The following is an 11,995-nucleotide window of genomic DNA, read 5'->3' as shown; positions in this document are numbered from 1 at the left end:
CATTAATGGTAATCGAGTGAATATAAAGGAAAGGAGCAGAAGGTGTCTACACTCTATCTGATGGAGGTCCATAGTCTGGTAAAACGAGACACGGAAGATTGCTTGTTGATCCATATTCCTGAGCAACGTCTGGTCGATGGAGAACAGAAAACGGCCCTGATCAAAAAACGTATACCTCTTATCAAGGTGGATGAGGTCGTGGTGCTGGGAGATGTCACGTTAACGGCAGCTGCGCTAGACCTCTTGCTAGAGCGCAAGATCCCCGTGCACTTTGTGCGCGAGCATGGGAGTTTCCAGGGATCGCTGATCCCAGAGGCTTCGAAAAATGCGCTCTTGCGGATCGCTCAGCATCAGGCCCATCACGATCTGCAGCGGCGGCTCTTGCTGGCTTCCTGCTTTGTCAGAGGGAAACTGTCGAATCAGCGGCGATTGCTCCAGCGGCGCTTTCCCAATCAGTCACCTGCGGTCCTGAAGGATCTCGCGGCAATCATTGAGTCGCTCCACAAGCTGCCTGCAGCGGTCTCCGCTTCTTCATTGCCCCGTCTCAGCACAGGCGATCATGGGATCAGTGGCACCCCTTTGGAAACGGTGTTAGGTCTCGAAGGACAAGGCAGCGCCCTCTACTATGCCGCTTTTCCGCAGATGCTGGTGGAGCCTGACATCTGGTGCTTTCCGGGCCGCACCAGGCGTCCCCCGACCGATCCAGTCAATGCTCTGCTGAGTTATGGTTATACCATCCTGGCGAACCGCGTCACGGGGGCGGTCCAGCTGGTTGGCTTTGATCCCTATATCGGCTATCTCCACAGTAGTGGCTATGGTCGTCCGGCGTTGGCTCTCGATCTTATGGAGGAGTTTCGTCCGCTCATCGTCGACTCCGTTGTGGTGAAATTGCTGAACAAGCACATGGTGAGACGAGACGATTTCGAGGAGCTGTTTGGCACGTATCGCCTCAAGAAAGAGCCAAAAAAGCGCTTTTTGGCCGCCCTCGAAGAGCGCTTTCAGGAGGAAATCACGCATCCCGTGTTCGGCTATCGCGTGAGTTACATGCGCTGCCTTGAGCTGCAGGCGCGTCTGCTGGCCAAGTACCTGACTGGGGAGATCGCGCGCTATCAGCCATTCCTGGTGAGGTAACCGTATGGGACTCCACGATACCTGCTGCTATGTCATTGCCTACGATATCGCTGATGATCGGCGCCGCGCCCGTGTACACAAGCTCCTCTGTGGCTTTGGCAAATGGACCCAGTATTCGGTATTCGAGTGCTTCCTGACCAGGAAAGAGCTTGTGCTGCTCCGTGCGCGTCTGGCAGTTCACTTGAATGCGCGAGAGGATAGTGTCCGCATCTATCCTCTCTGCCAGGCCTGTGTGAAGCGCGTTCTCACCGTGGGGGGCGAGCCACCACGTGAAGAACGCCTCTACTTCTCCTAGGGGGCGACCGGTCAGGCTGCTGCTCTGCACCCTCTTCCAACCAGGAAAACACCAGCCCTTTCTCCACTCACTGCCCTATGGGGAAAGGGCTGATTCACTCTTGCCATCCCCAAGTGGTTCCAATTCCTCTTTCAATCCCTCCTTTCAATCCCTCAACGGGCTTAAGCGGGGTTCTGACAAATGCTGCTCTGAGTCGCACCAATCTTAAACTACGCAACTTTCAATCCCTCAACGGGCTTAAGCGGGGTTCTGACACCAGAGAAAGAGAAGGGAGGTCCATCATTCTGATGCTTTCAATCCCTCAACGGGCTTAAGCGGGGTTCTGACCAAAACCGGTTTTTGGCTCGGGTCTAGAGGGGGGTAACTTTCAATCCCTCAACGGGCTTAAGCGGGGTTCTGACCAAAACCGGTTTTTGGCTCGGGTCTAGAGGGGGGTAACTTTCAATCCCTCAACGGGCTTAAGCGGGGTTCTGACCATGTCGCAATGATTGCAGATTGCGTCGATTGCTTCTTTCAATCCCTCAACGGGCTTAAGCGGGGTTCTGACCCCAGTACTATCTACCAGAATTGGCGTATCCCCAGCCTTTCAATCCCTCAACGGGCTTAAGCGGGGTTCTGACCATCATGGCTCCACCGTCACGGTATAATCATAGCTCTTTCAATCCCTCAACGGGCTTAAGCGGGGTTCTGACACGAGCAGCTCGCCTACATGGCTCAGGATGTGTTTGCTTTCAATCCCTCAACGGGCTTAAGCGGGGTTCTGACTGCGCTGGGCGTGGCCGATGACGCAGGGCTTGCCCGGGCTTTCAATCCCTCAACGGGCTTAAGCGGGGTTCTGACACCGCCATGCGCGTGGACAGATTATTACGGTAGAAGCTTTCAATCCCTCAACGGGCTTAAGCGGGGTTCTGACTAGCGCCGCGCCTGTGGTAGCGCTGCGACACGCTGCTTCTTTCAATCCCTCAACGGGCTTAAGCGGGGTTCTGACCGCCCCCTCTCTAGAGTAGCATCTGGAGCGGCGTCCGTCAAGCGGTTTCGAGCATCCCAAAAAAGCGGTCAGTAGTGACCGCTTTTGTGCGGCTATGATGCCAGCCACTATAGCCTTCCAGCGGCCTGGAAAGCCCTTCGAGCATCGCTGCGTGGAAGGCCGGGTGCCGAGATGCTCGAAGCGAACGGCAGCAGTCGTAGAAGCAGCAATATTGACTTCTACTGACAGTAGTAAAAAAAATGGCACTAAAGTAGAGAGCAGTGCACCCAGATGGAGCAGCTCGATGGGGCAGCGCCTCGCCGATCCGGAGACACGCCCGCCCTTGGCCCGACCCACAATCACGGCCCCTGTGGTCTCCAGGCAATCTCCCACGCCCAGGACTGCGCAAGCGCCTGGCAGCCTCGTGTCAACTCAGCAGCAGCCCTAAGAGAGGTCGAGAGCCTCCGCCCCGATCTGCTTAAGGAGACTGAAAGGAGGATAAAGAAGACAGCAAGGCAGGAGCAACGCAGCTCGCGGCTGTCGCCATCGAGAGGATCGAACAAGCAAGGATATGCGATCGCATGGTCGCCAAGCCCAGTGATCGCCTCGACTGTCTCGCGCGCCCCGTCCAGACGCCCCCTTCGCTAGCTGCAGCACAGTACGCTCCCGCAGGGTAAATCGCTCAAACTCCTCATCCCAGGGCATCAGGTCCCCCGGCGCCATCCTGGCCACGACTGTGACGACTCGCCGGAACTCCTCGACAATAGCCTTCTGTGCAATCGAGTCCAACTGCTCGACTGGCTCAACGATTCTGCGTAGTTCCTCGTTCACAGTATTCCCCCTGTTTCGCAGAAAGCAGCTGTCCCCATTCTTCGCAGAAGGGCCAAAGCCTCTAGCACCGCGATAAGTCTCTGTCGGTCTTGAGAGGCAAGCACAAGTCCCCTGCCTTTCTGAGTGCACATAGTGCCAGAGAGCCAGGCAGTTGAGAAGATGCCCCCGCCAAATGTCCAACTCCGGTCGTACCCATTGGGGCCATAGACATCCACTACCCCCCCAAGAAAACGGCTGAGAGAGGCAGGATATCTGGCCGGCCTCTCGTGCCAGGGCTCCTGCCTCCGATGCGCCAAGTGCACTGCCATCGATAGAGTAGCGCTCTCTGATGACAGATCCCCGCTGGCTCCTTGTTTCAATTGTAGAATGGCCCATTGATTCACAGAGGCCCATCTGACGCGCCAGGCGAATGCCCCCTACCATGAGCAGCGCTTCCTCTCTACAGCAAGCGATCAATGGCTCTAACTCTGGCCCTCAGACACCCATCTCCGTCTAGAGCGTCTCCCGTACCTCTCTCACAAGCAGCGGATACACACAATTGCCCAGCGCGAGGGTCCCGAAGAGCAGAAAGACAGGCGCAGCTCCGACCCGATCGGTCAAAATCCCACCCAGCACTTGACCCAGCGGCGCTAAACCCAAGGAGCCGATGGTATCCAGACTGATGACACGCCCCAGCTTGTCCCCAGGTACCTGCTCCTGCAAAATAGTGAAATAGACCGTGTTAAAAAAGGTCAGTCCAAAGCCGACCAGGATCGACGCTAGCGGAGCTAGCCAGAAGGCCAACGCCGCCGGAATCAAGCCAAAAGCAAGCACACCAGCCGCGCTCAGCATCAGAAAGAGATAGGCCAGCAACCCGCGCCGTCCCAGACGCAAGACCACCCCCAAAAGCAAGATGCTCAGCAGCGAGCCAATAGCCTCAGCTGTTTCAAGAAGACCAAGGAATCCAGCCCCTTGCCCATAGACAACCTGCACCAGCTTTGGCAGAGAAACCGCCAAAGTGGCTATAAAGCAGACATTCCCAACAGTCGCACTGAGCAAGGTCACCCAGATCCAGCGCGAGTGGCGCACATAGACGAGACCCTCCCCCAGGTCCTGCAGCACCTTCTGCAGACCAGACCTCAGCCCCCACAGCCGCCCTCTCACGAGATCCTCCTCCTCGCCTTCAGCCTCCTCACGCAGCGCCAGAGCTGACGATCCGCCTTGCTCCTGCATCGAGCGCCGGCGGCGCTCAACAATAGGAACAGGGAACAACAGAAGCATCGAGATCAAAAAGCTCACAGCATCCAGAGCAAAGGCCGAAAACGGTCCTGCCAGGGCAATGAGTAAAGCCCCGAGCACCGGCCCCACCAGTCCCGCCAGATTGAGGCTCAGCGCGGTCAAAGCATTGGCAGATGGCAGCTCCTCCTTCGCCACAAGCTCGGGCGGGAGAGACATCAGCGCAGGATTGAAAAAGCCTTCAACGATCCCAAAGATCAGGCTCTCTACTACAAGCAGCCAGAGCTGAAGGAGACCGGCAACGCCGAGCACCGTAACGGAGAGCAAGACAAGACCCCGTAAGCCATCCGACCAGAGCACGATCGAGCGCCGCGGCAGCCGGTCAGCAGCAACGCCACCGATCAGAACAAAGGCGAGGTTGGGAACCAGCCTGGCCATCAGGATCAGACCCATGGCCGTGGCCGAGTGCGTCATCAGCAAGACCTGCCAGGCCAGCGCCAGCGAGAAGACATTGTTGCCCACGTTCGAAATCGTCTGGCCCAGCCAGAGCAAGCGAAAAGAACGACTGGCCAAGACCCGCGCAAAGGTGAAACGCCGCGCCAGCTGCCGAGAAAACTGACCACTTCGCCATAGCCAGCCACCAAAGAGAGAAGCTTTCGCCGCAGACCGCCGAGGAGGCTCAGAAAGATTTGCCATTAAAGATGCCTCTTTCGATTTCCTAAGTACAAATATTTTATATATTAGATCTCATTTCCTGTCAATGATAGGGCAAAGGCGCCTCAGAAATGGAAAGATTACGCAGCTTGATGGAAGAAAATTTTGCAGTACTCTTCCCGTCGCCAAAACAAGGAGGCTCTTCTGACGATATCAGAAGAGCCTCCTCACTGAGCCCAGGAAAGGGCCATCTACCCATGTCGTTTATCGCTGAGGCTTCTCGCGGCCTCATCCGAGCAGGCTGAAGGGATTCTGGAGCAGACGCTTGACCTCCTGCAAGAAGCGCGCCACCGTCGCCCCATAGAGGATACGATGATCTGCCGAGACCGTGACATGCATCATATCGCGCAGCACCGGCTGATCATCGACAGGCACAAAGGTGCGCCGCACGGAGGCCACCGCCATAATAGCCGCCTCGGGTGGATTGATCACCGCGATGAACTCGCTGACATCAAGCATGCCCATATTGGAAATTGAGAAGGTACCGCCCGACAGATCCGTCGGGGTCAGCTTGCCGGCATGCGCCTTCTCAATCAAAGCCCGCGCCTCACGAGCAATGGTGCGCACCCCCTTGAGGTTGGCATCCCGAATAACCGGCACGACCAGGCCATTGGGGATATCCACCGCGATGCCAATGTTGATAGCCTGATGACGCACAAACTGGCCATCGCGATAGGAGCTATTGACCTCGGGGAACTTCTCCAGAGCCAGAGCACAGGCTTTAATAATCAGATCATTGACCGAGACTTTAACGCCACCTTCACCAGCGCTCTCGTTGAGCTGGCGGCGCAGCGCCAGGGCCGCGGTCATATCGATCTCAGTGCTGACATAGAAATGCGGGATCGTCTGCTTCGACTCGGTCAGACGCCGTGCGATAGTCGCCTGCATACGCGAGAGCGGCACCAGCTCCTCAGCAGGAGCCGCACCGACCTCAGCTGCGGCAGCGGGCGCGGCAGCTGGAGCTGCTGGGGCGGCCCCAACCTCGGCCTGCGCCGGAGCAGCCACCGCTGCCGTCCGACGGCTTTCAAGGAACGCCTCGATATCATCGCGCACAATACGCCCACCAGGGCCAGAGCCGCGGATCTGACGCAGGTCAATATTGTGCTCCTCAGCCAGGCGACGCGCCAAGGGCGAGGCTTTGATCACGCGATCACCATTCTCTTGACCAACGGGCGCAGTCGACGGTGGCACCTCAACCGGCGCCGTAGCCCGCTGACGCGGCGCCTCCTCCTGAGACATCCCCAGGCCGGAGCCACCGCCCCCAGTCGCAGAGGAAGCAGTCGTCGTTTGCGAAGCTGGGCGCACAGCCCTCGCCTCCTCCTGGTCAGCAACACCCGCCCCGCTCCCAATCAGGGCAATCACCTGACCGATCGGGGCACTTTCCCCTTCCTGGACCAGGATCTTTTCCAAGACCCCGCTCTCATAGGCCTGCAGCTCCATCGTCGCCTTATCGGTCTCGATCTCAGCGAGCACATCCCCCCGCTCAACGCGATCGCCAGGTTTCTTTAACCAGCGAGCAATCGTCCCCTCCTGCATCGTATCGCTGAGCCGGGGCATAGTCACCTCAGGCATAGACGACCCTCCTCTTGCGAATGGCCAGGCGATCGACCGCCTCCACCAGCTGCCGCGCACTTGGCAAAGCCGCCTGCTCTAGCGGCTTCGAATAAGGCAGCGGCACCTCCGCACCAGCAACGCGCTGAATGGGCGCATCTAGATAATCAAACGCTTCCTCCTGAAGAGTGGCCGCCAGCTCGGCCCCAACCCCATAAGAGCGCCAATCCTCCTCAAAGATGATAGCCCGGTTGGTCTTCTTGACCGAATTGACAACGGTCTCATGGTCAAGCGGACGCAAGGAGCGTACGTCAACCACCTCAATGCTGAGCTGACGCTCCTGCTCCAGCCGACGAGCGACATCGAGCGCCACCACCGCCATGCGCGAGTAGCTGATGATGGTCAGATCATGGCCCTCCTTCATGACCTGAGCCTTTCCTATGGGAATCGTGTAATCCCCTTCAGGCACCTCGCCACGTGTATTGTAGAGCGCCAGATTCTCCAGGAAGAGAACCGGGTTATCGTCACGCACAGCGGTCCGCAACAGACCCCGGGCATCCGCCGGCGTGGCAGGCGCGACCACCTTGAGGCCAGGGACATGAGCAAACCAGACCTCCAGGTTCTGCGAATGGGTCGCCGAGAGCTGCTGACCACCACCACCCGGAGTACGGATCACCAGAGGAACCGGGCACTGACCGCCGAACATATAGTAGATCTTGGCCGCATGGTTGACGATCTCATCCATCGCCAGCGCAATGAAATTGATCGTCATGATTTCCACAATGGGACGCAATCCAAGCATAGCGGCCCCGATCGCCAGCCCCACAAAACCGTTCTCACAGATCGGCGTATCAACCACACGCTTTGGACCAAACTCCTGCAAGAGGCCGGCGGTAATCTTATAGGAGCCTTCGAAGCGCCCAATCTCCTCGCCGATTAGAAAGACATTCTCATCGCGCTGCAGCTCCTCGCGCAGCGTATCATGCAGCGCCTGGCGATAGGTCATCTCGGCCATACTCAGCGCCCTCCCTCACCGGCATAGACAAAGTCGTAGAGTTCCTCGACCGAAGGCAACTCGCTCTCCTCGGCAAAGCGCACCGCCTCCTCGACCTCCTGCTGAGCCCGCGTCTCCAACTCCTGGCGCGTGGCCTCATCCATCAATCCCGCCTCCTTGAGCCGGGTCGCGTAGAGCAGGATGGGATCACGCTCGCGCCAGCGCCGTACCTCGTCTTCAGGGCGATAGCGATCAGGATCAACCACCGAGTGGCCCCGGAAGCGATAGCTGACCGCCTCGATCAGGCTTGGCTCACGCTCCTCACGCGCAATACGAGCCGCCGTGCGTACGGCCTCTAAAACCGCCAGAAGATCGGTCCCATCAACGCGCTCACTGCGCATGTCATAGGCACAGGCCTTGCGATAGAGATCGGGGACCGCCGAGCCCTGGTCGACGCGCGTGCCCATGCCATACTGATTGTTGACAACGAGGAAGACCACCGGCAGCCGATAGAGCTTGGCCAGGTTGAGCGACTCGTGGAAAGGGCCTCCATTAGTGGTACCATCGCCCATCTGGCAGGCCACAATCTCACGCGCCCCCCGATAGGCCAGGGCAAAGGCCGCCCCTACCGCCAACGGCAACTGCCCACCAACAATGCCATACCCCCCCATGAAGCGACGTTTCAGGTCAAAGAGATGCATCGACCCTCCACGACCACTGGAGCAGCCGGTCTTTTTGCCGAACAGCTCGGCCATGACAACGGCAGGAGAGATGCCACGACAGATGGCATAGCCATGCTCACGGTAGTTGGTATAGACGTAATCGTCGGCTTCCAGGCCGGCACAGAAGCCGACGACAGTGGCCTCTTCGCCAAGATTGAGGTGACAGTAGCCGCCGATGCGCGCACGAGTGTACATCTCACCGGCCTTCTCCTCAAAATAGCGAATAAGGACCATCTGGTAATAGTAATTGAGCAGCGTTTCGCGATCCGTTCCTTTGAGCAGCGAAGCAGGGGGGCGGGAATCAGCCGGTCCGGCCCCCTGCGCGGCTGCCTTCCGTTGCTGTCTGGTCTCCATAGGTACACTACTTCTTCTTTCTGGCTAATCGACACTGCATCAACAAGATGAGCTTGATCGTTATTGATCCGGTCGTCCTCATGAGCCGGAACAAGAAAGAGCGGGCGCAGAACCAGCACCGCCCTGCCAGCCTGGGCGTCGTTTCTACCAGGCAAGCAGGCCACTAGAAACCAGGAGGAGCCGGCTCAGCTGGCGCCACCATTTGCGGCGCTGCACAGCGAGGACAGCACTCTGGCGGTTCCTCGCCAGGCGCCACCTCACCACAGACGGGACAGGTCCAGCGTGTCGCCACTTCCCTCACCAGGTCAGCGCGGCTCACGATACCCACCAGCCGCCCCTCACGAAGCACCGGCAAGCGTCGAATACGCCGATTGACGAGCAGCTGGGCCACATCCTCCAGGTCGGTCTCCTCACTGACGCTGATCAGACCACGGGTCATAATCTCTCGCACAAAGCGGCCCTGACGCGCCAAGACATCGTGCTCAGTGACAAGGCCCGTGATCATCCCCTCTTCATTGACCACAGGCAACCCACTGACTCGATGGCGCGCCATCAAAGCTGCAGCCTGCTGTCGCGTCTGATCCTCATGGACCGTGACTACCCATGTGGTCATCACATCTTTGACTTTTCTCATCGCCTGTCATCTCCTCCGAGCTTCTAGTCTGCAGGAGTACTCTCTTCCCCACCAGCAGACAGGACAACTCATCCTCTCGCAGGCGATGCACTTCTTCTCTGAACCTTCTGCTCAGCGCTCTTCCGTTCCTTACTTAGGGCTTGTTAGCGGGCGCCCCCTGCCGAAAAGCAGGACCAGCGCCCTGACAAGCCACTTTCCTGGCAACCTCCCAGCGATCTTGATTGGGCGCGCCACCCCGCCCCGCCAGGCTGGCTCGTCCGCCAGAAGCCTCAGTTAGCCAGCTAACAACTCATCCCCCCTTCTCTGGCACACACTGCCCCTTTCGTGGCCAGAGAGGGGAAGAGGGAACTAATCCAATCGCTCTATCGCTGCCGCTAGACCAGGCTTCCTGCAGGACACGCTTGCCACGACCAGCTGTTCCACCAGCGGGATGCCTATCCGGCTGCCTTCCTCGCCCACAGATAGAGGCGGCGCTCCTCGCTGTTCTTCTTTATCTTATCACGCCCTTTCCGCTTTGGCGAGGGCTGAACGATCTAGCGAGCTGACGGAGACGAAACCACTCAGGGCCAGGGTGAGGTCCAGATCAGCCAGCATGTTCTGCAGTACCTCGCGCACGCCAGCCTCTCCACCTAGAGCCAGCCCCCAGATATAGGGGCGCCCCAATAAGACAGCCCGCGCCCCCAGCGCTAGCGCCTTGACAATATCGGCTCCCTGCCGAATACCGCTATCGAACAGCACAGGAATCTCTCCAGCGACAGCCTCCACGACCCCCGGCAACGCCTCCAGCGCCGCAATGGCCCCCGCTACCTGGCGTCCCCCATGATTGGAGACGATCAGGCCATCGACTCCACACTCTACTGCCCGGCGCGCATCATCAGGATGCAGAATCCCTTTGAGCATGACAGGCAATCGTGTATGTTGACGCAGAAAAGCGAGGTCTTCCCATTGGAGCGTCAGATGACCAAAGCTGGAGACATACTTTTGAATAGCGGGGAAGGGGTTTTCTTCAGGAGGCTGGGGCAAATCTCGGCGGAAGACAGGATCGCTCAAGTAGTTAGCTAACCCTTGTGCCTGCAGGAACGGCAGATAGGCCCGCTGCAGATCACGCGGACGCCAACCAATCAAACGTGTATCGAGCGTGACCACGATCGCGCCATAGCCGGCCCGCTCAGCCCGCTGAACAAGACTCGCACAGAACTCGGCATCGGCAGGCCAATAGAGCTGGAACCAACGCGCTCCATCTCCTGCTGCCTGAGCCACCTCCTCCAGCGTATAGGAGGAGACCGTACTCAAGATAAAGGGAACTCCCAACGAAGCCGCAGCCCGCGCCACTGCCAGCTCGGCTTCAGGGTGGATGATCGACTGCACACCGATCGGGGCGAGCAACACAGGCGCTGGCAGGCGCAGCCCCAGCAGCTCGACGCTGAGATCACGCTGTGCCACATTGCGCAGCATACGGGGAACGATCGACCAGCGCTGAAAAGCCTCCAGGTTAGCCCGCATCGTATCTTCAGCGCCAGCTCCCCCAGCAACATAGTCATACGCCTCGGGACTCAGGCGCTCCTTGGCACGCCGTTCCAGCTCCTGCGCATCCAGAGGTAAGGCCGGAAGCTGTCCCTGTAGTCCCGCCATGTAGATTTGAAACTGGCGTTCGCTGCCATAGGGCGGCGAGACATGCCCGCCCTCGTGGGGAGTCTCTGACATCGCGACTCTGTCCTTTCCTTCCCTGGGGATTGCTGCAAGGCCGTTTCCTCTTCATTGTACCATGACAGGCTCTGCTGTTGAAAGCGGCAAAGATGACGAACAAGAGAGCACTGAAAGGGCATCCCGTGGCCTGGCCTTAACCAGCAGCTTGAGACAGTCAGGAGCAGGACACGACCTAGCGCACAGCGGCGAGGTCGATTTCAAAACAGCACTGCGCTCGCTCACTGCAGCGGCAACAGGCTCGCACGGGCAGAGCTGTCAACTCAGCTATCATTGCCTCGACTAGCTGACAGAGACGAGGATGAGAGGGAATGAGAGCAGCCAGTGGACAGCTAGCAGCGCGGAGACGAGCCTGCCCGCCAGGGTGACCAGCGAGATCACCCGGCTCCTCCAGCTCAGCCAAAGCCCCCAGCTCGTTGAGCACTTCTACAGCCCAACGCACACGACTCAGTGGCTCGGTCGGCCCGCTTTGCCCCCCGGCTCGCCAGCGCTGCGCCAGGCGTCGACCGAGCGCGCGCAGCAGCCGCTCTAGCTCCGCAGCCGGAAGCTGCTCGCTCAGTAGCTCAAGGAGCGCATCAAGGGCCGGTAGGTAGGCGCGCGGGAAGAGACGATCAGCAGCTGGCGCCAGCTCATACAGATAAGCAGGCTTTCCTTGAGCACCACGCCGCTGCCCTCGTTGAACAACAAAGCCATCACGCTCCAGGGCCGCCAGGTGAGCACGCACCGCATTATCGGTCAACCCTAGCTCCTGGGCCAATTCCTCAACGGTAGCCCCCTGACGACAGAGTAAAGCCACAATACGCCCGCGCGTGCTCTTGAAAAAGCGTCGATGCGCCTGATCTCCAGTCATCGGTGTTGCACTTCCTGATCGAGAGAGAAGACC

Annotated in this window: 9 protein-coding genes and 1 CRISPR repeat array; of the genes, 2 read left to right on the top strand and 7 right to left on the bottom strand. The window is 58.9% G+C overall.

Annotation, left to right across the window (positions count from 1 at the left end; genetic code table 11):
* Positions 1-42: 42 nt before the first annotated feature.
* A complete protein-coding gene (gene cas1d, locus N688_RS04925) occupies positions 43-1,131 on the top strand; it encodes a type I-D CRISPR-associated endonuclease Cas1d (RefSeq protein ID WP_052888238.1) in 1,089 nt (362 codons plus the stop codon).
* Between the two features lie 4 nt (positions 1,132-1,135).
* Positions 1,136-1,426 (top strand): CRISPR-associated endonuclease Cas2, encoded by a 291-nt coding sequence (gene cas2 / locus N688_RS04920; protein ID WP_052888237.1) that lies wholly within the window; start codon positions 1,136-1,138, stop codon positions 1,424-1,426.
* 141 nt (positions 1,427-1,567) lie between these two features.
* A CRISPR array of direct repeats spans positions 1,568-2,414; the repeat unit is 37 nt; unit sequence CTTTCAATCCCTCAACGGGCTTAAGCGGGGTTCTGAC.
* Positions 2,415-3,716: 1,302 nt separating this feature from the next.
* Here the strand turns inward: cas2 and N688_RS04910 are convergent.
* The 7 genes from N688_RS04910 to N688_RS04880 all read right to left on the bottom strand — a co-directional run bounded on the left by N688_RS04910 (position 3,717) and on the right by N688_RS04880 (position 11,962).
* Positions 3,717-5,135 (bottom strand): MFS transporter, encoded by a 1,419-nt coding sequence (locus tag N688_RS04910; protein WP_052888235.1) that lies wholly within the window; start codon positions 5,133-5,135, stop codon positions 3,717-3,719.
* Positions 5,136-5,381: 246 nt separating this feature from the next.
* The gene (locus tag N688_RS04905; protein WP_052888234.1) at positions 5,382-6,725 is read right to left on the bottom strand and encodes a dihydrolipoamide acetyltransferase family protein; all 1,344 of its coding nucleotides are present in this window, start codon (positions 6,723-6,725) and stop codon (positions 5,382-5,384) included.
* On the bottom strand, positions 6,718-7,719 hold the full coding sequence (locus tag N688_RS04900; protein WP_052888233.1) for an alpha-ketoacid dehydrogenase subunit beta: 1,002 nt from the start codon (positions 7,717-7,719) through the stop codon (positions 6,718-6,720). Before N688_RS04900 ends, N688_RS04905 begins: the two co-directional genes overlap by 8 nt.
* A 2-nt stretch (positions 7,720-7,721) precedes the next feature.
* The gene (pdhA, locus tag N688_RS04895) at positions 7,722-8,774 is read right to left on the bottom strand and encodes a pyruvate dehydrogenase (acetyl-transferring) E1 component subunit alpha (RefSeq protein ID WP_052888232.1); all 1,053 of its coding nucleotides are present in this window, start codon (positions 8,772-8,774) and stop codon (positions 7,722-7,724) included.
* Positions 8,775-8,937: 163 nt separating this feature from the next.
* Positions 8,938-9,408, bottom strand: a complete 471-nt coding sequence (locus N688_RS04890; protein ID WP_052888231.1) for a CBS domain-containing protein — start codon at positions 9,406-9,408, stop codon at positions 8,938-8,940.
* Positions 9,409-9,906: 498 nt separating this feature from the next.
* Positions 9,907-11,112 carry an alpha-hydroxy-acid oxidizing protein gene (locus N688_RS04885; protein ID WP_052888230.1) on the bottom strand — a complete coding sequence of 402 codons (1,206 nt, stop codon included), beginning with the start codon at positions 11,110-11,112 and terminating at the stop codon, positions 9,907-9,909.
* Positions 11,113-11,287: 175 nt separating this feature from the next.
* Positions 11,288-11,962 carry a helix-turn-helix transcriptional regulator gene (locus N688_RS04880; protein WP_052888229.1) on the bottom strand — a complete coding sequence of 225 codons (675 nt, stop codon included), beginning with the start codon at positions 11,960-11,962 and terminating at the stop codon, positions 11,288-11,290.
* Between the last annotated feature and the right edge of the window lie 33 nt (positions 11,963-11,995).

Source organism: Thermogemmatispora carboxidivorans, assembly GCF_000702505.1.
GTDB lineage: Bacteria > Chloroflexota > Ktedonobacteria > Ktedonobacterales > Ktedonobacteraceae > Thermogemmatispora > Thermogemmatispora carboxidivorans.
The sequence above is the reverse complement of the archived record's forward strand: the minus strand, read 5'-3'. Positions and strand labels throughout refer to the sequence as shown.

Bases quoted from the DNA above. Each gene is read 5' to 3' on its own strand.
- cas2 (WP_052888237.1), top strand. From the start codon at position 1,136: ATGGGACTCCACGATACCTGCTGCTATGTCATTGCCTACGATATCGCT.
- N688_RS04910 (WP_052888235.1), bottom strand. From the start codon at position 5,135: ATGGCAAATCTTTCTGAGCCTCCTCGGCGGTCTGCGGCGAAAGCTTCT.
- N688_RS04905 (WP_052888234.1), bottom strand. From the start codon at position 6,725: ATGCCTGAGGTGACTATGCCCCGGCTCAGCGATACGATGCAGGAGGGG.
- N688_RS04900 (WP_052888233.1), bottom strand. From the start codon at position 7,719: ATGGCCGAGATGACCTATCGCCAGGCGCTGCATGATACGCTGCGCGAG.
- pdhA (WP_052888232.1), bottom strand. From the start codon at position 8,774: ATGGAGACCAGACAGCAACGGAAGGCAGCCGCGCAGGGGGCCGGACCG.
- N688_RS04890 (WP_052888231.1), bottom strand. From the start codon at position 9,408: ATGAGAAAAGTCAAAGATGTGATGACCACATGGGTAGTCACGGTCCAT.
- N688_RS04885 (WP_052888230.1), bottom strand. From the start codon at position 11,112: ATGTCAGAGACTCCCCACGAGGGCGGGCATGTCTCGCCGCCCTATGGC.
- N688_RS04880 (WP_052888229.1), bottom strand. From the start codon at position 11,962: ATGACTGGAGATCAGGCGCATCGACGCTTTTTCAAGAGCACGCGCGGG.